Raw genomic sequence first — 26,440 nt, 5'->3', positions numbered from 1 at the left:
GGCGTTCTCAGCGTTCCGTCACCTTGCCGGCCGCTACCTCCAGGCGGCGGGTGACGTGGATGGCGTCGAGCATGCGGCGGTCGTGGGTGACGAGGAGGAGGGTGCCCTCGTAGGCGTCGAGGGCCGACTCGAGTTGTTCGATGGCGGGCAGGTCGAGGTGGTTGGTCGGCTCGTCCAGGACGAGGAGGTTGACGCCGCGGCCCTGGAGGAGGGCGAGGGCGGCGCGGGTGCGTTCGCCCGGGGAGAGGGTGGTCGCGGACCGGAGGACGTGGTCCTGTTTGAGGCCGAACTTGGCCAGCAGGGTGCGGACTTCCACCGGCTCGGTGTCCGGTACGGCCGCGCAGAAGGCGTCCAGCAGGGATTCCGTGCCGTGGAACAGCTTGCGGGCCTGGTCGACCTCGCCGACCAGTACGCCGGGGCCGAGGGCCGCGTGCCCGGCGTCCAGCGGGAGCCGGCCCAGCAGGGCGGCGAGCAGGGTGGACTTGCCCGCGCCGTTGGCGCCGGTCACCGCGACCCGGTCCGCCCAGTCGATCTGGAGGGAGACCGGCCCGAAGGTGAAGTCCCCGCGCCGGACCTCGGCGTCGCGCAGGGTGGCGACGACGGCGCCGGAGCGCGGGGCCGCCGCGATCTCCATGCGCAGCTCCCACTCCTTGCGGGGTTCCTCGACGACGTCCAGGCGCTCGATCATGCGCTGGGTCTGGCGGGCCTTCGCGGCCTGCTTCTCGCTGGCCTCGCTGCGGAACTTGCGGCCGATCTTGTCGTTGTCGTTGGACGCCTTGCGCCGGGCGTTCTTCACGCCCTTGTCCATCCAGGAGCGCTGCATCTGTGCGCGGTCCTGGAGGGCGGAGCGCTTGTCGGCGTACTCCTCGTAGTCATCGCGGGCGTGCCGGCGGGCCACGTCGCGTTCCTCCAGGTAGGCCTCGTAGCCGCCGCCGTAGAGGTTGATCTGACCCTGGGCGAGGTCGAGTTCGAGGACCTTGGTGACCGTGCGGGTGAGGAACTCGCGGTCGTGGCTGACGACGACCGTGCCGGCCCGCAGGCCGGTCACGAACCGTTCGAGGCGTTCGAGGCCGTCCAGGTCGAGGTCGTTGGTGGGCTCGTCGAGGAGGAAGACGTCGTAGCGGGACAACAGCAGGGACGCGAGGCCGGCGCGGGCGGCCTGGCCGCCGGAGAGGGAGGTCATCGGCTGGTCCAGGTCGACGGCCAGGCCGAGGGAGTCGGCGGTCTCCTCGGCGCGTTCCTCCAGGTCGGCTCCGCCGAGGTCGAGCCAGCGCTCCAGAGCGGTGGCGTACGCGTCGTCGGCCCCGGGTGCCCCGTCGACCAGGGCCTGGGTCGCCTCGTCCATCACGCGCTGGGCCTCGGCGACGCCGGTGCGCCGGGCGAGGAAGGCGCGGACGGTCTCCCCCGGCCGCCGTTCCGGTTCCTGGGGCAGGTGGCCGACGGTGGCGGTCGGCGGGGAGAGCCGCAGTTCGCCCTGCTCGGGGGCGGTGAGCCCGGCGAGCAGCCGGAGCAGGGTGGACTTGCCCGCGCCGTTGGCACCGACCAGACCGATCACGTCTCCGGGCGCGACGACGAGGTCGAGCCCGGAGAAGAGCGAGCGGTCGCCGTGCCCGGCGGCGAGGTTCTTGGCGACGAGGGTGGCAGTCATCAGAACGCCGATCCTAGTGTGCCGGGCGGGGCGCCCTCAGCCCGGTTTCGCCCCGGTCAGCGCGCCATCGCCTGCACCAGGACGCTGCCGGAGGTCCGGGCCACGACATAGGAGGCACCCTTGACCGCCCGGCCGTCGAGGGGGATGCGGTGGCTGCCGGGTTCCAGGACGCCGTCGAAGAGCTCCTGGGTGCGGGGCCGGGAGAGCCGGTCGAGGCGGTACGCGGTGAGCCGCACCCGGCAGGGCGAGGTGACCTCGACGCCGGCCGTGCCGTCGGCGGCGTCCAGGCGGGTCAGCCGGCGCTGCGGAAGCGGGCTGCGGTCCAGGGCGTGCTCGATCTGGGCGACGAGGAGGGGGACGATCGGGGCGAGTCCCTCGACACAGGTGACCTCCACGCCCGCCCGCGCGAACGCCTCGCGGACGGCGGCCCGCTCGGCCTCGCCGACCGTGGGGCCGAAGGCGACGGCGCCGTAGTCGCGCAGTTCCTCGGCGGGGACGCCGTCGGCGTCGCGGGTGATGTCGGCGCCGATGCCGATGGTGCGCAGGGCGGCGGCCAGCTTGGCGAGGAGGGCGACGCGGGCGCCGATCAGCAGGACCCGGCGGGTGGGCGCGGGCCCGGAGTCCGCCAGGAGGGCGCCGAGCGCCTCGCGGTACTCGGCACCGCGGAAGCGGAACGGGCCGATGCCGTGGTAGCCGTTGAGCTCCAGGTCGGCGTGTTCGGCGGTCTGCCAGGCGAAGTCCCGCCAGATGTAGTCGTCGCCGTCGTGTTCGATGACCGCGGTGACCGCGCCGCAGGCCAGGTCCTCGCACTCGGGGCAGCCGTAGATGACGTACCGGTCGTCGGGCAGGGGTGCGTCGGACTCCAGTAACAGGCTGCGGACCTGGGCGGTGAAGATCGCGGGTGGGACGTCGGAGGCGAGGGGGGAGACGGCGTCCAGGTCGGAGAGCTGGAACAGCAGCGGACGTCCGTCGACGAGGAAGTCCACGAAGTCCCGGTGGACCTGGTAGCCGCCGTCGGCGCGGACACCGCCGGCGCGCATCGCCGGGGCCAGGCCGAAGGTCGCGTATGCGGCAGACATGCTGTGAGTATCCCCAGAGCGGGACGATCTGAGCGCGGCATGACATATTCCGCTACCGTCCCGGCATGGGTGATGACCGGAGTGACGAGGTGATCGTGGTCGGCGCCGGGGTCGTCGGGCTGACCACGGCGGTGGTGCTGGCCGAGGCCGGGCGCCGGGTGCGGGTGTGGGCGCGGGAGACCGGCGGGCGTACGACCTCGGCGGTCGCCGGCGCGCTGTGGTGGCCGTACCGCATCGAGCCGGAGGCGGCGGCCGGGGAATGGGCGCTCACCTCGCTCGCCGTGTACGGGGACCTGGCGGACCGGCCGGCGGAGACGGGCGTACGCCTGGTCGAGGGCGTACACGGCGGACTGCGGCTGGACGGGCTGGGTCCGTGGGCGGCCCGGGTGCCGGGGCTGGCCGAGACGGGGGAAGGTCTGTCGGCGCGGCTGCCGTTGATCGACATGCCGGTCCATCTGGCCTGGCTGCGGGAGCGGTTGGGCAAGGCGGGCGGGACGGTCGAGGAGCGGGTGGTGGGCGGGCTGGCCGAGGTGCCCGCGGCGGTCGTGGTCAACTGCACCGGGCTCGGGGCCCGTTCGCTCGTGCCGGATCCGGCGGTGCGTCCGGTGCGCGGGCAGCTGGTCGTGGTGGAGAACCCGGGGATCACCACCTGGTACACGTCCGAGGAGGAGGACGAGGGGGGCGCCTCCGCCTACTTCTTCCCGCAGCCCGGCGGTCTGCTGCTCGGGGGTACGGCACAGGAGGACGCCTGGTCCCTGGAGCCGGATCCGGACATCGCGGCGGGGATCGTGGCGCGGTGTGCGGCGGTGCGGCCGGAGATCGCCGGGGCGCGGGTGCTGGAACACCGGGTGGGGCTGCGGCCGGTCCGGGACGCGGTCCGGATCGCGCGTGAGGTCCGGCCGGACGGCGGGGTGCTGGTGCACAACTACGGGCACGGCGGGGCCGGCGTCACGGTGGCCTGGGGGTGTGCCCGGGAGGCGGCCGGGCTGGTGGGTCCGGGCCCGGCCGCCTGAGGGAGGGTCAGCTCACCGGGACGCGCTGGACGGTGCGCGGGGTGCGGACCCCGTCCAGGGTGTGCGCCCGGGGAGCCGTCCAGGTGCTGCCGGAGGTGGCCCGGTCGAACGCGGCGGCGCCGCCGACCAGCGGGACCCTGGCCGCCGTACGGGACAGGTCCAGGGTGAGCGTCGGGGTGGTGGACGGCGGATCGATGAGGTCCTTGTCCGTGCCCGCGACGATCAGCGCCAGGCGGTGGCCCTTGGGGACGACGTGGTCGGTGGCGGCCAGGTCGAGGGTGATGGTGTAGGCCTTGCCCGGGGTGAGCGGGACGCCCTTGCCGGGGTCGGCGTAGGTGCCGAGGTCGGCCCAGCCGCGGCTGAAGACGGTGTAGTCGACGGCCTTGGTCTTGGCCACGGTCTTCTTGAAGCAGGCGCTGTCGCCCGCCGTGCTCGCGCCCCAGCAGGTGCGGTCGGTGAGGGTGGTGATGCCCTCGGCGTCGTCCGCGTAGTCCCGGATGGTGTCCGGGCCCAGGTCGACCAGGACGGCGGTCAGGTGGGCCGTCGAGGTGGTCGGGGTGGCGGTGACGGTGACCTTGGAGGAGCCGGACAGGCGCAGGTCGCGGGTGAGCGGCGCGGTGAGGAAGCCGGCCTTGTCCGCGGTCGGGGTGGCGAGCTGGGCCGCCCAGTCCGTCTCGCTCTGCTTCGGGTCGTCGGTGAAGGTCTCGGTGCCCGAGCCGCGGCGCGAACCGAGGGTGCCGACGCCGGCCTCGGTGCCGGTGGCCGGGCGCAGGGTGGTGGTCCGGGTACCGCTCGGCGGCCAGACGGCGGAGGTCACCCACTGGTCGGGGTGGCGCTCGATGTCGGCCATCGGCTCGCGGTCGATGCCGTTGTCGTAGCCGAGGAGTTCATGGTCGAACCAGCGGTGCAGGGTGTCGACCCAGGCGCCGCGCCGGTAGTCGAAGGGGTCGACGTGTCCGGTCTGGGAGAGCCAGATCTTGCGCTCGACGCCGTGCTCGGCGAGGGCGTTCCACCACTGGCCGAAGTGCTTGGTGCGGACGTTGAGGTCCTGCATGCCGTGCACCAGGAACACGCTGGCCTTCACCTTGGCCGCGTTCTTGACGTAGTCCCGCTCGGTCCACAGACCGGTCCAGTCACCGTTGCGCGGGGCGCCGTCGATCAGTTTCTGCTGTACGGCACCGCACTTGGCGTAGGCCGCGTCGCTCTCCACGGCGCCGGCCAGCCAGTCCGGCCCGGAGTCGTACAGCGGGGCGCCCTGGGCGAAGTAGTAGTCGTACCAGGAGGAGATGGCGCTGATCGGGACGATGGTCTTCAGGCCCTTGACGCCGGTCGCGGCGACGCCGTTGGCGATGGTGCCGTCCCAGCTCTTGCCGATCATCCCGGTTCTGCCGTTGGTCCAGCTCGCCTTGACGGCGGTGGTTCCGGTACGGCTGCTGTACCCCTTCGCACGTCCGTTCAACCAGTCGATGACGGCCTTCGCGGACTGGATGTCGGAGCGGCCGCCGACGTCGACGCAGCCGTCGGAGCGGTTGGTGCCGGCCAGGTCGACGCCGACGAAGGCGTAGCCGCGGGGCACGAAGTAGTTGTCGTAGAACAGCGGCATCTGGACGACGTCGCCGTTGGCGTCGTACGTCTTGAGCTGGCTCTCGTTGCCCCGGCCGCAGCACGAGTAGTAGGGGCTGGCGTCCATGATGACGGGCACCTTGCGGCCCTGCGCGGCGGGTTCGGCAGGCCGGACGATGTCGGCGGCGACCCGGTCGGTCTTCCCGTCGCCGTCGGAGTCGAGTCCGGTGTCCACCCAGACGGCCTCGCGGATGGCGTTCGCGTACGAGTAGACGGGCCGGCTCTCGCGTGGGGCGCCGCCGGCGGCCTGGGCCGCGGCCGGGCTGAGGAACGCGGCCATCAGGGTGGCGACGGCGGCGAGTACGAGCGGTCTCCAGATCGTGAAGCGCGTGCGTTTCGGCATGCGGCGGACGCTACCCCGGTCAACTCCCGTGCAGAAGAGGGCACCTGAGGGACACGCGGAGCTGATTGCGGCCGAATGGCGATCGTGTGACAGCAGGGGCCGTGGACAGGCAGAGGGACACAGGGACTGAATAGGCTCCGAACAGTTTTGTGCTCCATCGACTTGGCGTTCCCCGTCGCGGTGTGGCGGGTGCGTCTCGGCCCCCTACCGACCTGGAGTTCACTTGCACCGCAGAATCCTCGCGCCGGGTGTCCTCGCGGCGGCCTCCCTGCTGCTGGCGATCCCGGCATCGGCCGCGAGCTACGGCCCCGGCGCGCCGGGTATCGGCGACCCCTACTACCCGGACTACGGCAACGGCGGCTACGACGTCTCGCACTACGACCTCCGTCTGCAGTACCAGCCCGCGACCGACGAGCTGTCGGGCACGGCGACGATCCTGGCGCGCACCACGCAGGACCTGTCCAGCTTCGACCTGGACTTCCTGCTGGACGTCAGCGAGGTGCGGGTCAACGGGGCGACGGCCGGTTTCGCCACCTCCGGTCAGCACGAACTGGTCGTCACGCCGAAGACCCCGCTGGCGAAGGGCACGCCGATCACCGTCGTCGTCCGTTACAGCGGGGTGCCGTCGACGAAGAGCGCGTACGGCTTCACCACCTGGCACCGCACCCCCGACGGGGCGGTCGCGGCGGACGAGCCGGAAGCCGCCTGGTGGTGGTTCCCGAGCAACGACCACCCGCTGGACAAGGCGACGTACGACGTCTCGGTGGCCGTGCCGGACGGTACCCAGGTCATCTCCAACGGGCTGCTCCAGTCGACGAGTTCGAAGCTCGGCTGGACCCGCTGGACGTGGCGGCAGAACAAGCCGCAGGCGACCTATCTGGCCACGCTGGCGGTCGGGAAGTTCGACATCACGACGAGCACCTCCGAGGGCGGGGTGCCGGTCGTCAACGCCTACAGCAAGGACCTCGGCGACAACGACGGGGCGGCGCGGGCGAGCGTGGAGCGGACCGGGGAGCTCGTCGACTGGCTGAGCGGCTATTTCGGGCCGTATCCCTTCAGCTCGGCCGGCGGGTACGTGCCGAACACCACCACCGGGTACGCGCTGGAGACGCAGACCCGCGTGTACTACAGCCCCAAGCAGTTCGCGAACGGCTCCAACACGTCGGTGGTCGTGCACGAGCTGGCCCACCAGTGGTACGGCGACGACGTCTCCCTCAAGGGCTGGAAGGACATCTGGCTCAACGAGGGGTTCGCGCGGTACGCACAGTGGCTGTGGTCGGAGCACGAGGGCGAGGGCACGACGCAGGAACTCGCCGACTACGTGTACGCGTCGCATCCGGCCGACGACGCGTTCTGGACGGTCGCGCCCGGGGATCCTGGGCCGGACGACCAGTTCGACATCGCCGTGTACGACCGGGGGGCGCTGGCCGTGCAGGCGCTGCGGAACGCGGTCGGGGACGACGCGTTCTTCGCGATCCTGAAGGGGTGGCCGCAGGAGCACGCGTATGGCAACGCTTCGGTGAGTGACTTCGAGGCGTATGCGGAGAAGGTGTCGGGGAAGTCGCTGGGCTCCTTGTTCGATGCGTGGTTGTTCGAGCCGACGAAGCCGGTGGCGCCGGCGTTGAAGGCGGCGGTGGCTCCGGGGCAGCCGAAGTCCTGGAAGAAGATCGAGGCTACGAACGACGTGCACTGAGGGGTTGCCGGGTTCGGTGGGTGGGGGGCTGCGGGTCCGTTGTGGCTGGTCGCGCAGTTCCCCGCGCCCCTAAAGGGGCGCTTCGGTGCCGTAGTCGTAGACGGTGACCGGGATGTTGTGCGTGAGCAGGCGGTTCTTTATCAGTGGTTCGACTCGGGACCATTTGCCGCCCGCCAGGCCGCAGCCTATGCGGGGCATGTGGACCGACGCGCCCAGCTCCAGTGCCTTGTCGGCCAGGGCGGTCAGCGCCGTGTCGATCGCCTCGTAGCGGACGGGTACGCCCTTGCTGCCGGTTCTGGTGCCGCGCTGGCCGATCATGTTGGCCACCCAGATGTAGCGGTCGGCGCGGACCAGTTGGACCGCGCCGAGCGCGAAGTCGTTGTGTGCGCGGTCGCGGTGCCAGGCGCGGTAGGCCTTCTCGGGCTCCGGCCAGCGGCGGGAGAGCGCCAGCACGAAGCCCTTTCCCCAACCCCCCAGGTCGTTGCAGACATGGGCGATCACCTTGACGCCCTTGCCCGACGGGGCGGTGGCGTCGCCCCGGATGTAGGTGATCTCCTTGGCCTCCGACATGACGCCACCGTAGGCGATGCCACTGACAGTGGCGCCGACCTGCTACTTCGTGAGCCGGGAGAGTTCCTGGTCGGCCGTCGTGGAGACCCTGCGGCGGACGCCGAACCAGCCGGTGACGAGCAGGGCCGCGATCACGGGGATGAGGGAAGAGGCCGGTGCCGATGGCGCCGCCGATGGCGATCATGTTGACGTGGCGGGCCTTGAGGTCCTTGCTGTACCCGGCGTCGCCCGCGTCCACGGGCGACCGGTCCGCGCCGGTCCGGGTGGCGACGGCCTGTGCCGTGCCGACGGCGTCCTTGCTCACAGGTGGTTCCACTCTCTGGTGCGCCCGAGCGGATCGCGCTCGGGAACATCGAATGAACAAACGCCCGCCCGTCCCACCTGATCCCCCGGTGTCACAGTGCCGGTGTGACAGCGATACTGCTGGGCATGACGACCGACACCGACAGTGACTCCGGGGACCCGGCGCTCACCATCGACGAGCTGGCCGCCCGGGCCGGCACCACGGTCCGCACGGTCCGGTTCTACGGCACCAAGGGGCTGCTCCCGCCGCCGGTGATCGGCCCGCGCCGGGTCGGGCACTACGGGCGGCGGCACCTGGCCCGGCTGGCGCTCATCGAGGAGCTCCAGCACCAGGGGATGACACTGGCGGCCATCGAGCGCTACCTGAACCAGCTGCCGCCCGGCCTCAGCCACCACGACCTGGCCGTCCACCGGGCCGTGGTCGCCTCCTGGGCGCCGGACACCGAGGAGACGGTGACCGCGCAGGAGCTGCGGCGAAGGGCCGGCCGGCCGCTGGACGAGGAGGACATCGAGCGGCTCGTCGCCATGGACGTCGTACGGCCCGACGGCGACGCCTACCGCGTCGACCCCGGCCTGCTCCGGCTCGCCGTACAGCTCCTCGACGTACCGCTGTCCGAGAAGGCGATCCTGGCCGCGCGCACGGTGCTGATCGAGCACTCGCGCGCCGCCGCGCGCGAGTTGTCGGAGCTGTTCCGGGCCGAGGTGGCGGAGCGGGCCGAGGAGGACGTGAAGTCCCTGTCCGCGCACATGCAGCCGCTGATCGCGCAGGCGCTGCTGACGACCTTCCAGCGGTCGCTCAGGGCGGAGGTCCACCAGTGGCTGCCGGAGTCGCTCCCGGAGTCACCGGAGTCAGAGGAAGGCCGATCCTCCTGACACGTTGAGCGTCTGCCCGGTCAGGAAGCCGCTGCCCTCGTCCACCACGTACAGGAGCGTCGAGACCAGGTCGGACGTCTCCTGGGTGCGGGGCACGACCTGCCCGGCGCGGACGGTCTCGAAGCCGCCGTCCGCGCCGACCGTGCGCTCGGCGGTCGCGGTGCGCACCATGCTGGGCGCGATCGCGTTGACCGTGATGTCGTACGGGCCCAGCGCCCCGGCCAGCGCGCGCGTGAAGCCGATCAGGCCGGCCTTGGAGGCGACGTAGGGGACCATGTCGGGCGGCGCGGTGAACACGGCCGCCGACACGATGTTGACGACCCGGCCCCAGCCCGCCGCCTTCAGGTACGGCAGCGCGGCCCGGGTCACCAGGAACGGCGCCTCCAGGTTGACGCGCATGACCCGCCGCCACTCCTCGGCGCTGGTCTCCTCGAAGGGCCGCGCCGGGTAGACGCCGGCGTTGTTGACGACGACGTGCAGGGTGCCGAACGCGTCGATCACGTGGCGCAGTGCCGCCCGTACCTGCTCCTCGTCGGTGACGTCGACGACCAGCTCCAGATAGTCCAGGACCTTCCCGGCGGTCCCGGTCTGCGGGGCGAGGTCGAGGCCGGCGACCCGGTAGCCGCGCCCGGCGAGGGCGACGGCGAACTCCTGCCCGAGCCCCTGTGCCGCTCCGGTCACCAGTGCGGTCCGTGTCTCCATGCGGTGAGTGTGAGGACCCGTCGGCGCGGCGGGCAAGGCCTCATTCCACTCGGCGGAACGGGCCGGTTGCCGTGCCCGGCCGGGGGATCGACGCTGCAGGCCCCACCCCAGCGTGAGCCGTACGGGAGCCGTGCCCGATGACCGAGACCGAGCGTGCCGTGGACGACGCCGAGCGCGCCCGTGACCAGGGCGACGGTCCGCGCCGCCGCCCGCTGGCGGGCCGCCTGGTCCGGGACGAGCTGGGCGTGCTGCTGGTGCTGGGGCTGCTGGTCGCCGCGATCGGCATCCCGTACCCGGACTTCCTGAGCAGCGGCAACCTGCTGTCCACCGCGCACAACTCGGTCTACATCTCGCTGATGGCGTGCGGGATGGTGTTCGCGCTGTCGATGCGCGAGGTCGACCTGTCGGTGGGCGGGACGTACGCGATGGTCCTGGTGGTCGGGGCGCTCCTGGTGCGGGCCGGGGTGGAGGCCTGGCTGGCGGTGCCGGTGATGCTGGCGACCGGCGCGGTGCTGGGGGTGTTCAACGCGCTGGTGACGACGCTGCTCGCGCTGCCGTCGTTCATCGTGACGCTGGGCACGCTGATGCTGTACCGGGGTGTCGGGCTGGCGCTCGCCGACGGCAGGCAGATCACCGATCTGCCGCTGGGCGACTCGTTCTTCACGTTCGCGGGCGGGGATCCGGGCGGGGTGCCGTTCGCGCTGTGGGTGCTGCTGGCGGTGGCAGTGCTGCTCGCCGTGGTGCTGTCACGGACCCGGTTCGGGGCGCGGGTGCGGGCCATCGGCTCCAATCCGGACGCGGCCGAGTTCAGCGGGATCCCGGTCGTGCGCACCCGGATCCAGGCCCTCGCGCTGTCCGGCCTGACCACGGCGTGCGCGGCCGCGCTGGCGCTCGCCTTCTACGGGGCCGGTGACCCGACCCTCGGCCAGGGCTACGAGTTGCAGGCCATCGCCGCCTGCATCATCGGCGGCACCCCGCTGGCCGGGGGGCGGGGTTCGGTGGTCGGCGCGGTGGCCGGGGCGATGATCCTGTCGGTCGTGGCGGCCGGGCTCGTGTTCTTCGAAGTACCCATCAACTGGACGTCGTTCGCGACCGGCGGGGTCATCCTCGTCGCGGTCGCGGCGGACAGCGCGCTGCGCCGCACGGGGCGCCGACGCAAATGAGCCACGAAGAGCCTGGGAGGCCGTGATGCACCCCCGATTCCGTACGGTGTCCGCCGCGCTCGGCGCGCTGCTGCTGCTCGGCGCGGCCGGCTGTGGCAGCTCCGGCCCCGGCAAGGGCGACAAGCTGCACATGGGTATCGCGGTCGCCAACATCTCGCTGAACTTCGCCCACGAGATGGTGCTCGGCGCGGAGAGCGCCGCGAGCCACGCGGGCAAGGTCGACTTCCAGGCGGTGGGCCCGCCCAACACGGACGGCCCGGCCGAGGTGCAGCTCTTCCAGAACCTGACCACCCGCGCCAAGGACGGCATCGTCCTGGAGAACCTGGACCCGCCGATCTTCACCCGCCCCGCCGCCCGCGCCGTCGACCAGGGCATCCCGATCGTCGCCCTGGACACCTCCCCCACCGACGGCAGCAAGGTGGACTTCTATGTGGGCAACGACAATTACGCCCTCGGGGAGCTGATGGCGAAGGAGGCGCTGAAGCGGCTCGGCGCGAACCCGAAGGGGGAGGTCGTCATCGGGGTGCCGAACCCGGGCACGCCGGTGCTGGACAACCGGGCCAAGGGGATCTCCGACACCTTCGCGAAGGAGGCGCCGGGCGTGAAGGTACTCGGCCCGTTCCAGACGTACAGCGATCCCGGGCAGAACTACAGCTCCTGGTCGGCGCAGGTCAACGCGCATCCGGACGCGCTCGCCTTCCTGGGGGTCGGGGACGCCGACAGCTACAACCTCGCCAAGATCAAGAAGGCGGAGAACGGGAAGTGGCTGACGGCGGGGTTCGACGTCGACCCGAAGACCCTGGAGGCGGTGAAGGACGGCTCGAACTTCGTCACCATCGACCCCCAGCACTTCCTCAAGGGCTATCTCTCCACGGCGATGCTGATCCAGGCGGTCCGCGACAAGGACGGCAAGCTGCCGCAGGGCTGGTTCCTCTCCCCCGGCGCGGTGGTGGACTCCTCGAACATCGACGCGATCATCGCCCGGCAGAAGTCGGCGAAGGCGGCGTACGACTGGTACAAACCGACGATCGACAAGCTGCTCGGCGACGAACAGGCCAACCTGAAACCGCTCAAGGACGCGCGCTGACATGGGCGATGTCCTGGTGGCCGAGGACATCGTCAAGTCCTACGGCGGGGTACGGGCGTTGGACGGGGCGTCCATCGCGCTGCGCGGCGGCGAGGTGCACGCCCTGGTCGGCGAGAACGGCGCGGGCAAGTCGACGCTGGTCCGCATCCTGTCGGGGACGCTGGCGGCGGACGCGGGCACGGTACGGCTGGCGGACGACACCCGGATCGCCGTCGTCTCCCAGGAGTTGAGCCTGTTCCCGGACCTGACCGTGCGGGAGAACCTCTTCCCGGACGGCGGGCCGCGCCGGTTCGGACTCGTCGACCGGGCCGCTGCGGACCGCGCGGCCGGGCCGGTCCTCACCGAACTGGGCCTCAACGTCGACCCGGGCATCCGCCTCGCCGAACTTCCGCTCGCCGACCAGCAGTTGACGGAGATCGCCCGGGCCCTGCTGCGCAGCCCCCGCCTCCTCGTCCTGGACGAGCCGACGTCCGCGCTGCCCAAGGAGGCGGTGGACCGCCTGGAACGCGTGCTGCGCGCGCTCACCGCCCGGGGCATCGCGGTCCTCTATGTCACCCATTTCCTGGACGAGGTGATGCGGTTCGCGCAGCGCGTGACGGTGCTGCGGGACGGCCGGGTGGCGCTGTCCGGCGTCCGGCGGGCGGAGGTGGACGTGCCGGAGCTGGTGGCGGCGATGCTGGGCGGCGGGAGCCAGGAGCGACCGGCGCGCCGGGCCCGGGTGGTGGCCGAGGGGCCGCCGCCGGTGGTGCTGTCGGCGGTGAGCGTCCCCGGCCGGCTCGCGGACGTGACGTTCACGGTCCGGGCCGGCGAGGTGGTCGGGGTCGCGGGGCTGCAAGGGGCGGGCCACCTGGACGCGTTGGAGGTGGTGTGCGGTCGTACGGCCGTGTCCGCGGGCCGGGTCGACGTCGGCGGCCGGGGGCTGCCGCGCTCGCTGCGGGCCGCGGTCCGGGCCGGGGTCGCCTTCGTGCCCAGCGACCGCAAGCGGTACGGGCTGATGACGGACCGGACGGTGTGGGAGAACACGACGTCCGTGAGCTGGCTCGCGCTCGGCCGGGGCGGGGTGCTGCCCCCGCGCGCCGAACTCGTCCGCCGTACGGCCGACCTGACCGAGCGGCTGCGGCTGCGCGGCGGGCCGTACGACATGGTGGCGCGGCTGTCCGGCGGCAACCAGCAGAAGGTCGTCTTCGCCAAGTGGCTGGCCACCGAGCCGCGGATCGTCGTCCTGGACGATCCGACGCGCGGTGTCGACATCGGGGTGCGGGCCGAGATGCACCGGATCGTCGGCGAGCTGGCGGCGGGCGGCGCGGCCGTGCTGGTCGCCTCGACGGATCTCGCCGAGCTGACGGAAGTGTGCGACCGGGTACTGGTGTTCGTGCGTGGGCGGATCGCCGGGGAGCTGTTCGGCCAGGGGCTCACGGAACGGGCGCTGGCGGTGGCGGTGCAGCAGGCCTCAGGCTGAGAGCTTCCGGGTCAGGGCCCGCGCCGCCGCGCAGACCCGGGCGCCGACCCGGTCCACGTCCAGACGGCGGGTCCCGCCGGTCACCGAGAGCGCGGCGACGGGACGTTCGCCCCGGCCCGGCGCGTACACCGGCGCCGCGACCGCCGAGATCCCCACCTCGGCCTCCTCCAGGTTGACGCCGAAGCCCCGGGCCCGGGTGAGGGCGAGGTCGCGGGCGAGCTGGCCGGGCAGCACCAGGGTGCGCGGGGTCAGCCGGAGCAGGACGCGGTACGGCGGGCAGGGGTCCTGGGCGAGGAAGACCTTGCCGGTGGCGGTGCAGTGGGCGGGCAGCCGGCCGCCGCTGCGGGAGACGATCGGGGTCGCGCGCCGGCTGGTGATCTTCTCCAGGAAGAGGGTGTCGGCGCCGTCCGGCACGGCCAGGTGCACGTTCTCCCGGGTCACCTCGTGCAGATCGCCGAGATACGGCAGGGCCGTGTCCCGCAGCTCCCGGACGGTCGGCGCCGACTGGCCGAGGACGAACAGGGCGAGCGCGAGCCGGTAACTCCCCTCGGCGGTCCGCTCGACCAGCCCCAGCCGCACCAGCTCCCCGACCAGCCGGTGCACGGTGGGCTTGGGCAGGCCGCTGCGCTGGGCGAGTTCGGCGAGCGAGAGCGCGGTTCCGGCGTCACCGCAGGCCCGCAGGAGGAGAGCGCCGCGGGCGAGCACGGACTTCGGAAGCTGGCGGTCCGTCATGCAGCGATGGTGGTCGTCGTGAGGGCGGGACGACAAGGTGCAGGGCACGGGGAGTTCATGAGCGCAGGGGGACGTCCACCAGGAGCGGCGCGCGCAACTCGCCCGACCCGGCGACCAGTTCCCGGAGATGGTCGGCGCTCCCGGCCCGTACCGCCGCCACCCCGAAGAACTCGGCCGCCGTGGTGAAGTCCAGCCGCCCCAGTTCCGTCCCCGGGCAGGTGCCCTTGCCGCCCATCGCCGCGTAGGTGTCCTGGAGGGTGCGGTAGGCCCCGTTGCCCATGACCACGAACAGCACCGGTACCGACTCGCGGGCGGCGCTCCACAGCCCCTGGAGGCCGAAGAGCGCGCAGCCGTCGCCGAGGACCGCGACCACGGGACGGCCGGGTTCGGCGAGGGCGCGGCCGACGGCGGCGCCGATGCCCCAGCCGAGGCCGCCGCCGACGGCGTGGGTGTAGCTGCCGGGGCGGTCGAGGCGGGCCAGCCGGCGCAGCAGCAGGCCGACGGTGATGGCCTCCTCGACCACCACGGCGTCCGGGGGCAGTCCGGCGGCGACGGCGTGCGCGGCGGCCCAGGGAGCCAGGGGCGCCGGGGAGTAGGCGGCGCGGGCGGCGGCCTCGGCGTCCGCCCGCTCGGCGGTGTGCCGGTCCCCCGCCTCCTTGGTGCGGGCCGCCGCGCCGGGCACCCGGTCGCGCAGCAGACCGGCCAGCCGGTGCAGGGAGGGCGCCAGGGCGCCGACCAGTCCGGCGTCGGCGGGGAAGTTGCGGCCGATCTCGTCGGGGTCGGAGTCGAGCTGGACGACCGTGAGGCCCGGGGGCAGGGCGGGTCCGGGGCTGTAGTGGTGGGGCGTGAAGGCGTGGGCGCCGGCGATCAGGACCGTGTCGTAGCGGGCGAGGGTCTCGCGGATGACGTCGTGGCGGGGCGGCAGCATCCCGGCGTACAGGGGGTGGGTGGCCGGGAAGTTCAGGAAGTCGGCCATCGGCTGGTGGTGGACCGGGGCGCCGCAGGCCTCCGCCACCAGGATCAGGTCGGCGAGCGCGTGCTCGCGGCCGACACCGTCCCCGGCCACGATGGCGGGCCGGTCCGCGGTGGCCAGCAGTTCGGCGGCGCGGTCCAGTCCGGTGGCCGGGCCGGGGCGGGGCACGGCCGTCCGGGGCGGGACCTCGACCTCGGTCTCCTCGGCCATCAGGTCCATCGGGACGGACAGGAACACCGGCCCGGCGGGCGGGCGTACGGCGAGGGCGAAGGCGCGGCGCAGGGCCAGCGGGAGGTCGTGGGCGTGCTGGATGTCGTACGCCGCCTTCACCGCGGGGCGGGCGAGGCCGACCAGGTCGCCGGAGAGCATGGGGTCCTGCTGGAGGTGGCGGCGGTCCTGCTGGCCGGCGGTGACCACCAGCGGGGTGCGGGAGCGGCGGGCGTTGAGGAGGCCGAGCAGGCCGTTGGCGAGGCCCGCCGCGATGTGCAGGCTGACGAAGGCGGGGCGGCCGGTGCCCCGCGCGTAGCCGTCGGCCATCGCGACGACCGCGCCCTCGTGGACGCCGGGGACGTACTCGGGGGCGTCGGCGGCCTCGGACAGGGCGGCCAGAAAGGGCAGTTCGGTGGTGCCCGGGTTGCCGAAGACCCGGTCCACGCCCTCGCCGCGCAGGATCTCCAGCAGGGCGAGGGCGGGACGGTATCCCATGGGGGCTCCTAGGCGGGGGGGCGGGACCGGTGACCGGCTCGGTCAGCGTCCGGTTCCGCCTCCCCGGGGAGCAAGCGCGGCGTGTCGCTCAGCGATACAGGCCCGCCGCGCGGGCGGCGCGCCCGTCTCGGCCGCGTCGGCGCCCCTGGCCCGGCACCCGCCGACATCCCTGCCCAGGCGCCGGCCCGCGTGCCCGGCCCGCGCCCGTCGGCCAGCCCGGCACGGCGCCCGTCGGCAGGCCCGGCACGGCACCGTCGGTCCGCCCGGCACCGCACCCGTCCGCAGGCCCGGCACGGCGCCCGTCGGCAGGTCCGGCGCCGCACCCGTCCGCAGGCCCGGCACCGCACCCGTCCGCAGGCCCGCACCGCACCCGTCCGCAGGCCCGCACCGCACCCGTCCGCAGGCCCGCACCGCACCCGTCCGCAGGCCCGGCACGGCGCCCGTCGGCAGGTCCGGCGCAGCGCCGTCGGTCCGCCCGCACGGCACCCGTCCGCAGGCCCGGCGCGCCGCCCGTCGGCAGGCCCGGCATGGCACCGTCGGTCCGCCCGGCACCGCACCCGTCCGCAGGCCCGGCCCGGCGCCGTCGGTCCGCCCGGGCTCAGCGCCCGTCGGTGAAGGTCTCCCCCTTCTCCGCCTTGGCGACCAGCAGCGCGGGCGGGGTGAACCGCTCGCCGTAGGTGTCCGCCAGCTCACGCGCGCGTGCCACGAAGCCCGGCACCCCGGCACCCGCCCCGCCGTAGGCGTCGTAGCCGTTGATGTACTGGAGCACACCGCCGGTCCAGCCGGGGAAACCGATGCCGAAGATCGAGCCGATGTTGGCGTCGGCGACCGAGGTCAGGACGCCCTCCTCCAGGAGGCGGACGGTGTCGAGCGCCTCGGAGAAGAGCATGCGCTCCTGCATGTCCCGGAACGGGATCTGGCGGCCCGGCTCGGTGAAGTGCTCGCGCAGCCCCGGCCACAGGCCGGCGCGCTTGCCGTCCTCGGCGTAGTCGTAGAAGCCCGCTCCGCCGCTGCGCCCCGGGCGGCCGAACTCGTCGACCATGCGGTCGATGACGGCCTCGGCCGGGTGCGCCTGCCAGGTGCCGCCGGCCTCCTCGACGGCCAGCCGGGACTCGCGGCGGATCTTCTGGGGCAGGGTGAGCGTCAGCTCGTCCATCAGGGAGAGCACCTTGGCCGGGTAGCCGGCCTGAGCCGCCGCCTGCTCGACCGAGGCGGGCTCGATGCCCTCGCCGACCATGGCGACGCCCTCGTTGATGAAGTGGCCGATCACCCGGGAGGTGAAGAAGCCGCGTGAGTCGTTGACGACGATCGGCGTCTTGTTGATCTGCCGGACCAGGTCGAAGGCGCGGGCGAGGGCCTCGTCGCCGGTGCGCTCGCCCTTGATGATCTCGACGAGCGGCATCTTGTCGACGGGCGAGAAGAAGTGCAGCCCGATGAAGTCGCCCTGGCGCTCGACGCCCTCGGCGAGGGCGGTGATGGGGAGCGTGGAGGTGTTGGAGCAGAGCAGCGCGTCGGGGGCGACGACGGACTCGATCTCCTGGAAGACCTTGTGCTTGAGGGCGGTGTCCTCGAAGACGGCCTCGATGACGGCGTCGCAGCCGGCCAGGTCCTGCGGGTCCCCGGTGGGCGTGATGCGGGCGAGCAGCGCGTCCGCCTTCTCCTGGCTGGTACGGCCCTTGGCGACGGCCTTGGCGCACAGCTTCTCGGAGTAGCCCTTGCCCTTCTGCGCCGCCTCGGTCGAGACGTCCTTGAGGACGACGTCGATGCCCGCGCGGGCGCACGAGTAGGCGATGCCGGCGCCCATCATGCCCGCGCCGAGGACGGCGACCCTGGTGACCTTGCGCGGCTCGACGCCCTGGGGGCGGTTGGCGCCGGAGTTGACGGCCTGGAGGTCGAAGAAGAACGCCTGGATCATGTTCTTCGAGATCTGCCCGGCGGCCAGCTCGACGAAGTAGCGGGCCTCGATGACCTGGGCGGTCTCGAAGTCGACCTGGCTGCCCTCGACGGCGGCGGCGAGGATGCGGCGCGGCGCCGGGTAGGGGGCGTTGTTGGTCTGCTTGCGCAGGGACGCCGGGAACGCGGGCAGGTTGGCGGCGAACTTCGGGTTGGCGGGCGTGCCGCCGGGGATCCGGTAGCCGGGCTTGTCCCAGGGCTGCTGGGACTCGGGGTTGGCGTCGATGAACGCGCGGGCCTTGGCCAGCAGTTCGTCCGGGGTCGCGGCCACCTCGTGGACGAGGCCGTTTTGCAGCGCGCGCGTGGCGTTGTACTGGGTGCCCTGGAGGAGGACCTTCAGCAGCGCGTCGGCGATGCCGAGGAGGCGGACGGTGCGGACGACCCCGCCGCCGCCCGGGAGCAGGCCGAGGGTGACCTCGGGGCAGCCGATCTTGGTGCCGGGGGTGTCGAGGGCGACCCGGTGGTGGCAGGCGAGGGCGAGTTCGAAGCCGCCGCCGAGGGCCGCGCCGTTGATGGCGGCGACGACGGGCTTGCCGAGGGTCTCGATGCGGCGCAGGTTGCGCTTGATCGCGAGGCCGCCGTCGAAGAGGTCCTGGGCGGTCTCGGGGGTGACCCGGATGAGGTCGCGCAGGTCGCCACCGGCGAAGAAGGTCTTCTTGGCGGAGGTGAAGACGATTCCGCGGATCGAGTCCTTCTCGGCCTCCAGGCGGTCGGCGATCGCGGCGATCGACTCGACGAAGGCCGCGTTCATGGTGTTGGCGGACTGGTTGGGGTCGTCGAGGACGAGGGTGACGACGCCGGTGTCGTCCTGTTCCCAGCGGATGGTGGTGCTCTCGGTCATGGCTCGTGTCTCCGTGAAGTCTCTTGGTTCCGCGGGGATTTCAGACGCGCTCGACGATGGTGGCGATGCCCATGCCGCCGCCCACGCACAGGGTGGCGAGGCCGTAGCGCTTGTCCTGGCGCTCCAGTTCGTCGACGAGCGAGCCGAGGATCATCGCGCCGGTGGCGCCGAGCGGGTGGCCGAGCGCGATGGCGCCGCCGTTGACGTTGACCTTGTCCAGGGACAGGCCCATGTCCTTCACGAAGCGCAGCACGACCGCCGCGAACGCCTCGTTGATCTCGACGAGGTCGATGTCGTCGATGGTGAGGCCGGCCTTGGCGAGGGCCTTGCGGGTGGCGGGGGCGGGGCCGGTGAGCATGATGGTCGGCTCGGAGCCGGAGACGGCGGCCGAGATGATCCGGGCGCGCGGGGTGAGGCCGTAGCGCTCGCCGATCTCCTTCGAGCCGATGGCGACCAGGGAGGCGCCGTCGACGATGCCGGAGGAGTTGCCCGCGTGGTGGACGTGGTCGATCTTCTCGACCCAGTGGTACTTCTGCAGGGCGACCGCGTCGAAACCGCCCAGTTCGCCGATGTCGGCGAAGGAGGGCTTGAGCTTGGCGAGGGAGTCGGCGGTGGTGCCGGGGCGCAGGTGCTCGTCGTGGTCGAGGACGGTGAGGCCCGCGCGGTCCTTCACAGGGACCACGGATCGCTCGAAGCGGCCCTCCTTGACGGCCGTCGCGGCGCGCTCCTGGGAGAGCGCCGCGTACTCGTCGACGTCCCGGCGGGAGAAGCCCTCGATGGTGGCGATCAGGTCGGCGCCGATGCCCTGCGGCACGAAGTTGACGGCCAGGTTGGTCATCGGGTCGTTGAACCAGGCGCCGCCGTCCGAGGCCATCGGCACCCGGGACATCGACTCCACGCCACCGGCGAGGACCAAGTCCTCGAAGCCGGAACGCACCTTGGCGGCGGCCATGTTGACGGCTTCCAGACCGGACGCACAGAAGCGGTTCTCCTGGACGCCGGCCACCGTGTCGGGCAGCCCGGCGGCGATCGCGGCGATCCGCGCGATGTCGGAGCCCTGGTCGCCGACCGGGCCGACGACACCGAGCACGATGTCGTCGATGGCGGCCGGGTCGAGGCCGGGGAAGCGGTCACGGACCTCGTGGATGAGGCCGACGACCAGGTCGATGGGCTTCGTGCCGTGCAGGGCGCCGTTCGCCTTGCCGCGGCCGCGCGGGGTGCGGATCGCGTCGTACACGTACGCTTCGGTGCTCACTGACAAGCCTTTCAACGAGGGTTTGTGCGCGGTGGGGTCAGCGGGGGCTCAGAGCCAGTTCTTGACGGTCTCGACCAGGCGGGCCGGGTCCTGGCCGACCGGGGTGATGTCCAGCATGGTCACGCCGGCCTCGCGGTAGGCGGCGATGCGGTCACGGACGTACCCCTCCGGGCCGCACAGGGATATGAGTTCGCAGAACTCGTCCGGTACGGCCGCGGCGGCGTCCCGGTGCCGGCCGTCGAGGTACAGCTCCTGGATGAGCCGGGCCTCCTTCTCGTAGCCGTAGGCGACGGCGAGGTCGTTGTAGAAGTTCTTGCCGGGTGCGCCCATGCCGCCGACGTACAGGGCGATCCTGGGGCGGACCTGGTCGCGGACGGCGGCCGCGTCCTCGCCGATGGCGAGCAGCCCGCCGGCGACGATCCGCAGCGGTCCGAGGGCCGGGTCGCGGCGGGCGGCGCCCTCCGCCAGGGGCGTGCCCCAGACCTGGTGGGCCTTCTCGGGGATGAACAGGGTGGGCAGCCAGCCGTCGGCGATCTCGGCGGTCATCCGGACGTTGGCGGGGCCGAGCGAGGCCACGTACAGCGGGACCTCGGCGCGGACCGGCCTGGTGAGGATCTTCAGGGGCTTGCCGAGGCCGCCGGGGCGGGGCATGTCGGTGATGCCGTGGTGGTCGATGGTCTCGCGGCGCAGGATCCGCCGGGTCAGCTCGATGGTCTCGCGGGTACGGCCGAGCGGCTTGTCGTACGCCTTGCCGTGCCAGCCCTCGACGACCTGCGGGCCGGAGGCGCCGAGCCCGATGATCGCCCGGCCGCCGGACATCGCGTCGAGGCCGGCCGCCGTCTGGGCGATCAGGGCGGGGGTCCGGGAGTAGACGTTGAGGATCGCGGAACCGATCTTCATCCGCTCGGTACGGGCGGCCAGGTAGCCCATGATCGTGGGCGAGTCGAAGCCGTAGGCCTCGGCGACCCAGACCGCGTCGAGGCCCGCGGACTCCAGCGTGGCCGCCCGGTCCGCGGCCGTGCGCGGGTCGCCCGCGTAGTCGAGGAAGGTCGAGAGCTCCATCAGGCGGGGTCCTTGTCGTGGTCGTCGAGGAGTGCCGGTACATCCCAGTCGCGGGCCACGCCCGTGGTGTCCGCGCCGGGCTGGGCGGGGGTGCCGCGCACGGCCGTGGGGGTCGCGGAGAAGCGGGGGGCGGGGGCGGGCTGGGTGATGCCGCCGTGGTCGGTGAAGGTGCCGCGGGCCGCGAGATGGGGGTGGTGCGGGGCCTCGCGGAGGGAGAGCACGGGGGCCACGCAGGCGTCGGAGCCCTCGAAGACGGCCGTCCACTCGTCGCGGGTGCGGGACTTGAAGCGGGCGGCGACCCGCTCGCGCAGCTCGCCCCAGCGGGTCCAGTCCTTGCGGGCGTCGGCCAGGTCCGGCACACCGCCGAGCAGCTCCAGGAACTCGGCGTAGAACTGCGGTTCCAGGGCGCCGACGGCCATGTACCGGCCGTCGGCGGTCTCGTAGGTGCCGTAGTACGGGCAGCCGCCGTCCAGCAGGTTGGCGGCGCGCCGGTCCTGCCAGCCGCCGGCGGCCACCATGCCGTGGATCATCGCGGCGAGGTGCGCGGTGCCGTCCACGATGGCGGCGTCCACGACCTGGCCGGTGCCGGTCGCGCGCGCGTGGTGGAGGGCGGCCAGGACGCCGACGACGAGGTAGAGGGAGCCGCCGGCGTAGTCGCCGAGCAGGTTGGCGGGGACGGCCGGGGGCTCGTCGGGGCGGCCGATCATGCCGAGGGTGCCGGTGAGGGCGATGTAGGCGATGTCGTGGCCCGCGCGGTGCGCCAGCGGCCCTTCCTGGCCCCAGCCGGTCATCCGCCCGTAGACCAGACGGGGGTTGCGGGCGTGGCAGTCCCCGGGGCCGACGCCGAGCCGCTCGGCGACGCCCGGGCGGTAGCCCTCGACGAGGATGTCGGCGCGCTCGACGAGGTCGAGGACGCGGGCGGGGCCGTCGGGGGACTTCAGGTCGAGCAGCACCGAGCGCTTGTTGCGGTTGGTGACGTCGTACGCCGGGTCGATCGCGAGTCCCGGGCCGCCGGGGCGGTCGACGCGGACCACGTCGGCGCCCAGGTCGGCGAGGAGCATCGCGGCGAACGGGCCCGGTCCGATGCCGGCCAGCTCGACCACGCGCACGCCGGAGAGCGGGCCGTGTCCTGGCGTCCCTGCCGTGGTCATGCCGCCCCCAGTCATGTGACACAACTGATGTAACACCGATGATGCTAAGAACAGGTTCCACCGGGCACAAGGGTCGGCGGGCAAGTCGACGAGCAAGCGCTTAGTCAAGATACCCGGTGGGGGTGCGTCCGCACCCTTCACGCTAGCCTCAGCCACCGACAACGGCGCGGGTTGCAGGACCGAGAGGTGTCATGAGCAGGCTGAAGACGACGGACCGTCCCTACGACATCGTGCTCTTCGGGGCCACCGGCTTCGTCGGCGAACTCACCGCCGAGTACCTCGCCGCGCACGCTCCCGAGGGCCTGCGCTGGGCCATCGCCGCCCGGGACGAGGGCAAGCTGGGGGCGCTGCGCGAGCGGCTGCCGGGCGGCGCGGAGGTCGGCGTGCTGCGCGCCGACGTCACGGAGCCCGCCACGGTCCGTGCCCTCGCCGAGCACGCGCGCGTGGTGGCCTCGACGGTCGGTCCGTACGGCCGCTACGGCGAGGACCTGGTCGCGGCCTGCGCGGACACCGGGGCGGACTACCTGGACCTGTGCGGTGAGCCCGAGTTCGTGGACCTGATGTACGTCCGGCACGACGCACGCGCGCGGGAGACGGGCGCCCGTCTGGTGCACGCCTGCGGCTTCGACTCGGTCCCGCACGACCTGGGCACGTACTTCACGGTCCAACAGCTGCCGGAGGGCGTGCCGCTGACCGTGGACGGGTTCGTGACCGCCGACGCCACCTTCTCCGGCGGCACCTTCGCCTCCGCGCTGGACCAGTTCGCGCGCCCCCGGCAGATGGTCGCCGCCGCCCGGGACCGCGCCCGGCACGAGCCCCGGCTGGTGGGCCGCCGGGCGGCCGCGCCGACGGGAGCCCCGCGCTTCGCGTCCGAGGTCGGTTCCTGGGCGCTGCCGCTGCCCACCATCGACGCCCAGATCGTGCGCCGTTCGGCGAAGGCCCTGGACCGCTACGGCCCCGACTTCCGCTACCGGCACTACGCGGCCGTCAAGCACCTGCCGGTCGCCCTCGGCGGGCTCGCCGCCGTCGGCGCGGTCGCCGCGGCCGCCCAGGTGCCGCCCGCCCGGCGCTGGCTGTCGGACCGGCTCAAGCCCGGTGACGGGCCGAGCGCGGAGAAGCGGGCCCGCAGCTGGTTCACGGTGCGGTTCGTCGGCGAGGGCGGCGGACGGCGGGTCTTCACGGAGGTCTCGGGCGGGGATCCCGGTTACGGCGAGACGGCGAAGATGTTCGCCGAGGGCGCGCTGTCCCTGGCCCTCGACGACCTGCCCCCGACGGCCGGCCAGGTCACCACCGCGCAGGCGATGGGCGACGCGCTGACCGAGCGACTGCGGGCGGCCGGGATCGGCTTCCGGGTGGCGGCGACCCGCTGAGCCCCTAGGACTGCCACTGGATCACGGTGTAGAGCATCCCGGCCACCCATCCGAACCCCACCACCACGGCGAGGACCAACGCGGCCGTCACCGAGCGCCCGACGGGCTGGGCGGAGGCGGCAACGGACTCGGAGGCACGGTATGCGGTCATGCGGCAAGCCTGCCGCCGGACTGTAACAACGGCATCCGTACTCGTACTCAGAATCGCTACTCAGGCCTGAGCTTCACGCAGCGCGCTCCGGCAGAGGGCGTCCGCGCGGCGGGTGGTCTCCGGCAGCCGGTACGCGGGGGTGAGCGCGAGCGTGTGGGCACAGGCGTTGTCCAGGCTCACCCGGTGTCCCACCGACACGAACACCGGCTTGACGCCGTCCCGGGTGCGCAGGGCGCGGCCGACCTCCTCGGTGCCGGCGAGGAGCGGCGCGTGGCTGCCGCGCGGGGCGTCCGGGTCGTCGTACGCGAAGGTGAAGGGGTTCTTCGCGACGCCGACGGTGGGCAGGCCGGTGAGGACGCCGAGGTGGCTGGCGAGCCCGAACCGGCGCGGGTGGGCGAGGCCGTAGCCGTCGCAGACCACCAGGCCCGGCGGGCAGGGCAGGGCGTCCAGGGCGGCCCGTACGGTGGGGATCTCGCGGAAGGCGAGCAGCCCCGGCACGTACGGGAAGGACACCCGTCCGACAGCGGTCGCCTCGGCGACCACCTCCAGCGTCGCCGCGTCCAGCACGACGGCCGCCGCCGCGACCAGGTCCCGCTCGTCGTCGTAGGCCACGTCCACGCCCGTGACATGCCCGCTGCCCGGCGCCGGTCCCGGCTCGTCGCGGACCACCCGCCCCCGCAGCTCGTCCTGCACGGCCAGCGCCGCTTCCTCGGTCGCGGGCCAGCCCGCGGGTACGCGTACGGTCGTCATGGTGCGCACGAGCGTACGACGCCCCACGCGCGCGTGCGGTGACGGGCCGGACCCGGCGTACGGCCCGGCTCCCCGGCCCGGGCGCGTGTGCCACGACGGGACCCGCGGTACGAGCGACGCGCGCGCTCCCCGCGCGCGTGTCCCCACCGGGCGACCTGGTCGCCCCGGCCTCAGGGCCGGTACCCGCCGGTCAGTTCTCCAGGCGGGCGGCGCGGCCCTGTTCGCCGGCTGCCCAGCAGCTCAGGTCCGGGGTGCAGGCGACGGTGTCGTACGAGCCGGTGTCGACGGTGCGCCAGGTGCGGCCGGCGTCGGTGGTGAGGTCGGTGCCGGTGGGGCCGACGGCGAGGGCCGCGGTGCGGCTGTGCGGGAGCCAGGCGGCGCCGGAGCGGTAGGCGGGCGGCGGGGTGGCCGCGGGCCGCCAGGTGCGGCCGCCGTCGGGGGTGACCGCGGCCGCCTGGGGGGAGGACTGGTCGGCGCGGTAGTCGCCGCCGACGGCGAGACCGTGGGTGCGGTCGCGGAAGGCGAGGGCGAAGACGCCCTTGGCCGGATCGCCCGCCGGGACCGGGGTGTCGGCGGCGGTCCAGGTCCGTCCGCGGTCGGCGGAGTGCAGCACGCGCGCGTGCGCGCCGCCGCCGGTCGCCAGCCAGGCGTCCTTCGGCCCGGAGGTGACCAGGCACTGGCCGCTCGCGGCGAAGCCCGCCTCGCCGTCCAGGGCGGCCGGCATGCCGGTGTCCGGCAGCACCCGCCAGGAACGGCCGCCGTCGCTGGTGGACAGGATGCGGAACCTCCCGTCGACCGGGTCGCTCATGGCGAGGCCGTGGCGGCGGTCGAAGAAGGCCAGGCAGTCGTAGAAGGCGGCGGGGTCGGTGTTGCGGAACGACTCGGTCCAGGTGGCCCCGCCGTCGTCGGTGCGGTAGACCCGGGACGCCTCGCCCTCGCCGATGGCCAGCACCACCGCGTGCCGCGCGTCGAACGCCTCCACGTCGCGGAACTGAAGGTCGCCCGCGCCCGGCGGAGAGACGTTCCGCCAGTTCGACCCGCCGTCCGTGGTGCGCAGCACGGTACCGGCGGTTCCGGCCAGCCAGGCGGTGTTCCGGTCGACGGCGGCCAGCCCGCGGAAACGGACGTCCGGCGTGCCGGTGTCCTTGAGCGCCCAGTGCGGTGCCCGCGTCCCGGCCTGCGCGGAGCCCGCGGTCAGCGCGGCCAGCGCCGCCCCGCACGCCACTCCCACGGCCACCACCCGGCTCGTCCGTCGGCCTCGTCCGGTCCGTCGCATGCTCCCCAAGCGCCTCATGGCGCGCGAAGCTAGCCCACTCCCCCGGCTCCGTCCAGACGGCCCGTACGTCGCGGAAGAGGTAAGCCGAGGGTATGAATGCCCCCGGTGACACAGGTCACCCGCCTTTCGTGTGCACGGATCGGCCACTTCCGTCGTCTCTTCCAGTGCCAGGTCTCACACGCCCGGAAATTCGTTCGTCCGTCATGAGGGAGCAAGGCGTTGTCCACCGTCATCGAGCAGCCCGTAGAGGCACGCCTGGTCGCCGCGTCGCCGCGCATGCCGAGCATTCCCGCCACCCTGCGCTACGACCGCGAGGACCCCTTCGCCGTCCGTATGACCTTCCCGGCCCCGGCCACCCTGGAGGGCGTCGACGTCTGCTGGACGTTCTCCCGCGAACTGCTGGCGGCCGGCCTGCACGCCCCGGAGGGCAGCGGGGACGTCCGGGTGCGGCCGTACGGCTACGACCGGACCGTGCTGGAGTTCCACGCCCCCGAGGGCACCGCCGTCATCCATGTGCGCACGGGCGAGATACGCCGGTTCCTGGAGGCGACCGGTGACCTGGTGCCCACCGGTCTCGAGCACCTCCAGCTGGACCTGGACCACGACCTGGCCGAGCTGATGCGGGACGCCTGCTGACCCCCGCGGCACCCTGGATCTAATTCCTT

At 73.2% G+C, this 26,440-nt stretch carries 22 protein-coding genes and 1 pseudogene; 8 read left to right on the top strand and 15 right to left on the bottom strand.

Going from position 1 to position 26,440, the window contains the following annotated elements:
* Positions 1-7: 7 nt before the first annotated feature.
* Together ACIPSJ_RS32190 and ACIPSJ_RS32185 are read right to left on the bottom strand one after the other, a co-directional pair.
* Positions 8-1,648, bottom strand: a complete 1,641-nt coding sequence (locus ACIPSJ_RS32190) for an ABC-F family ATP-binding cassette domain-containing protein (RefSeq protein WP_359221730.1) — start codon at positions 1,646-1,648, stop codon at positions 8-10.
* A 56-nt stretch (positions 1,649-1,704) separates the two neighbouring features.
* Positions 1,705-2,727, bottom strand: a complete 1,023-nt coding sequence (locus ACIPSJ_RS32185) for an oxidoreductase (RefSeq protein WP_359221731.1) — start codon at positions 2,725-2,727, stop codon at positions 1,705-1,707.
* Positions 2,728-2,792: 65 nt separating this feature from the next.
* Here ACIPSJ_RS32185 and ACIPSJ_RS32180 point away from each other — a divergent pair, with 65 nt between their 5' ends.
* Entirely contained in the window at positions 2,793-3,740 is a 948-nt protein-coding gene (locus ACIPSJ_RS32180; protein ID WP_359221732.1) for an FAD-dependent oxidoreductase, read from the top strand.
* 7 nt (positions 3,741-3,747) lie between these two features.
* Here the strand turns inward: ACIPSJ_RS32180 and ACIPSJ_RS32175 are convergent, their stop codons facing one another.
* Positions 3,748-5,706 carry a Xaa-Pro dipeptidyl-peptidase gene (locus tag ACIPSJ_RS32175; RefSeq protein WP_401351187.1) on the bottom strand — a complete coding sequence of 653 codons (1,959 nt, stop codon included), beginning with the start codon at positions 5,704-5,706 and terminating at the stop codon, positions 3,748-3,750.
* A 223-nt stretch (positions 5,707-5,929) separates the two neighbouring features.
* On the opposite strand from ACIPSJ_RS32175, the gene ACIPSJ_RS32170 reads away from it, so the two are divergent.
* The gene (locus ACIPSJ_RS32170) at positions 5,930-7,399 is read left to right on the top strand and encodes a M1 family metallopeptidase (RefSeq protein WP_359221736.1); all 1,470 of its coding nucleotides are present in this window, start codon (positions 5,930-5,932) and stop codon (positions 7,397-7,399) included.
* Between the two features lie 69 nt (positions 7,400-7,468).
* Here the strand turns inward: ACIPSJ_RS32170 and ACIPSJ_RS32165 are convergent, their stop codons facing one another.
* Positions 7,469-7,969: a macro domain-containing protein gene (locus ACIPSJ_RS32165; protein ID WP_401351185.1), complete on the bottom strand. Its 501-nt coding sequence runs from the start codon at positions 7,967-7,969 to the stop codon at positions 7,469-7,471.
* Positions 7,970-8,114: 145 nt separating this feature from the next.
* A pseudogene (locus ACIPSJ_RS32160) lies at positions 8,115-8,273 on the bottom strand (L-asparagine permease); the annotation flags it as partial.
* Positions 8,274-8,398: 125 nt separating this feature from the next.
* Here ACIPSJ_RS32160 and ACIPSJ_RS32155 point away from each other — a divergent pair.
* Positions 8,399-9,145: a MerR family transcriptional regulator gene (locus tag ACIPSJ_RS32155; protein WP_401351183.1), complete on the top strand. Its 747-nt coding sequence runs from the start codon at positions 8,399-8,401 to the stop codon at positions 9,143-9,145.
* On the opposite strand, the gene ACIPSJ_RS32150 is transcribed toward ACIPSJ_RS32155, so the two are convergent.
* Positions 9,122-9,847 carry an SDR family NAD(P)-dependent oxidoreductase gene (locus ACIPSJ_RS32150; RefSeq protein WP_401351181.1) on the bottom strand — a complete coding sequence of 242 codons (726 nt, stop codon included), beginning with the start codon at positions 9,845-9,847 and terminating at the stop codon, positions 9,122-9,124. The genes ACIPSJ_RS32155 and ACIPSJ_RS32150 overlap by 24 nt on opposite strands.
* Before the next feature lie 137 nt (positions 9,848-9,984).
* On the opposite strand from ACIPSJ_RS32150, the gene ACIPSJ_RS32145 reads away from it, so the two are divergent.
* From ACIPSJ_RS32145 to ACIPSJ_RS32135, 3 genes are read left to right on the top strand one after another with little or no spacing between them, the layout of a single operon-like run.
* Positions 9,985-11,010, top strand: coding sequence for an ABC transporter permease (locus tag ACIPSJ_RS32145; protein ID WP_401351179.1), 1,026 nt, complete (start codon positions 9,985-9,987; stop codon positions 11,008-11,010).
* A gap of 25 nt (positions 11,011-11,035) precedes the next feature.
* Complete coding sequence (locus tag ACIPSJ_RS32140; protein WP_401351177.1) at positions 11,036-12,097, top strand: sugar ABC transporter substrate-binding protein; 1,062 nt, start codon at positions 11,036-11,038, stop codon at positions 12,095-12,097.
* Position 12,098: 1 nt separating this feature from the next.
* On the top strand, positions 12,099-13,556 hold the full coding sequence (locus tag ACIPSJ_RS32135; RefSeq protein ID WP_401351175.1) for a sugar ABC transporter ATP-binding protein: 1,458 nt from the start codon (positions 12,099-12,101) through the stop codon (positions 13,554-13,556).
* Here the strand turns inward: ACIPSJ_RS32135 and ACIPSJ_RS32130 are convergent.
* From ACIPSJ_RS32130 to ACIPSJ_RS32105, 6 genes are all read right to left on the bottom strand, one after another.
* On the bottom strand, positions 13,548-14,288 hold the full coding sequence (locus tag ACIPSJ_RS32130; RefSeq protein ID WP_355720684.1) for an IclR family transcriptional regulator: 741 nt from the start codon (positions 14,286-14,288) through the stop codon (positions 13,548-13,550). The two genes, ACIPSJ_RS32135 and ACIPSJ_RS32130, sit on opposite strands and share 9 nt — an antisense overlap.
* 55 nt (positions 14,289-14,343) lie before the next feature.
* On the bottom strand, positions 14,344-15,966 hold the full coding sequence (locus ACIPSJ_RS32125) for a thiamine pyrophosphate-binding protein (RefSeq protein WP_401351173.1): 1,623 nt from the start codon (positions 15,964-15,966) through the stop codon (positions 14,344-14,346).
* Between the two features lie 598 nt (positions 15,967-16,564).
* Entirely contained in the window at positions 16,565-18,760 is a 2,196-nt protein-coding gene (locus tag ACIPSJ_RS32120; protein WP_401351172.1) for a 3-hydroxyacyl-CoA dehydrogenase NAD-binding domain-containing protein, read from the bottom strand.
* A 40-nt stretch (positions 18,761-18,800) separates the two neighbouring features.
* Positions 18,801-20,015, bottom strand: a complete 1,215-nt coding sequence (locus ACIPSJ_RS32115; RefSeq protein ID WP_359221745.1) for an acetyl-CoA C-acetyltransferase — start codon at positions 20,013-20,015, stop codon at positions 18,801-18,803.
* A 48-nt stretch (positions 20,016-20,063) separates the two neighbouring features.
* Complete coding sequence (locus ACIPSJ_RS32110) at positions 20,064-21,077, bottom strand: LLM class F420-dependent oxidoreductase (protein ID WP_359221746.1); 1,014 nt, start codon at positions 21,075-21,077, stop codon at positions 20,064-20,066.
* Positions 21,077-22,228 (bottom strand): CaiB/BaiF CoA transferase family protein, encoded by a 1,152-nt coding sequence (locus tag ACIPSJ_RS32105; protein WP_401351170.1) that lies wholly within the window; start codon positions 22,226-22,228, stop codon positions 21,077-21,079. Before ACIPSJ_RS32105 ends, ACIPSJ_RS32110 begins: the two co-directional genes overlap by 1 nt.
* Positions 22,229-22,419: 191 nt before the next feature.
* On the opposite strand from ACIPSJ_RS32105, the gene ACIPSJ_RS32100 reads away from it, so the two are divergent.
* A complete protein-coding gene (locus ACIPSJ_RS32100; protein ID WP_401351168.1) occupies positions 22,420-23,598 on the top strand; it encodes a saccharopine dehydrogenase family protein in 1,179 nt (392 codons plus the stop codon).
* A gap of 4 nt (positions 23,599-23,602) precedes the next feature.
* Here the strand turns inward: ACIPSJ_RS32100 and mmpA are convergent, their stop codons facing one another.
* The 3 genes from mmpA to ACIPSJ_RS32085 form a co-directional block, all read right to left on the bottom strand.
* Positions 23,603-23,749 carry a morphogenic membrane protein MmpA gene (gene mmpA / locus ACIPSJ_RS32095; RefSeq protein ID WP_355720665.1) on the bottom strand — a complete coding sequence of 49 codons (147 nt, stop codon included), beginning with the start codon at positions 23,747-23,749 and terminating at the stop codon, positions 23,603-23,605.
* Positions 23,750-23,809: 60 nt separating this feature from the next.
* The gene (locus ACIPSJ_RS32090; RefSeq protein WP_359221753.1) at positions 23,810-24,499 is read right to left on the bottom strand and encodes an endonuclease V; all 690 of its coding nucleotides are present in this window, start codon (positions 24,497-24,499) and stop codon (positions 23,810-23,812) included.
* 190 nt (positions 24,500-24,689) lie between these two features.
* Positions 24,690-25,775, bottom strand: a complete 1,086-nt coding sequence (locus tag ACIPSJ_RS32085; protein ID WP_401351166.1) for a WD40/YVTN/BNR-like repeat-containing protein — start codon at positions 25,773-25,775, stop codon at positions 24,690-24,692.
* 219 nt (positions 25,776-25,994) lie between these two features.
* On the opposite strand from ACIPSJ_RS32085, the gene ACIPSJ_RS32080 reads away from it, so the two are divergent.
* The gene (locus tag ACIPSJ_RS32080; RefSeq protein WP_355720656.1) at positions 25,995-26,411 is read left to right on the top strand and encodes an SsgA family sporulation/cell division regulator; all 417 of its coding nucleotides are present in this window, start codon (positions 25,995-25,997) and stop codon (positions 26,409-26,411) included.
* Positions 26,412-26,440: the final 29 nt, after the last annotated feature.

The sequence above is a fragment of the Streptomyces sp. NPDC090088 genome, assembly GCF_044747345.1.
Classification (GTDB): domain Bacteria; phylum Actinomycetota; class Actinomycetes; order Streptomycetales; family Streptomycetaceae; genus Streptomyces.
The sequence above is the reverse complement of the archived record's forward strand: the minus strand, read 5'-3'. Positions and strand labels throughout refer to the sequence as shown.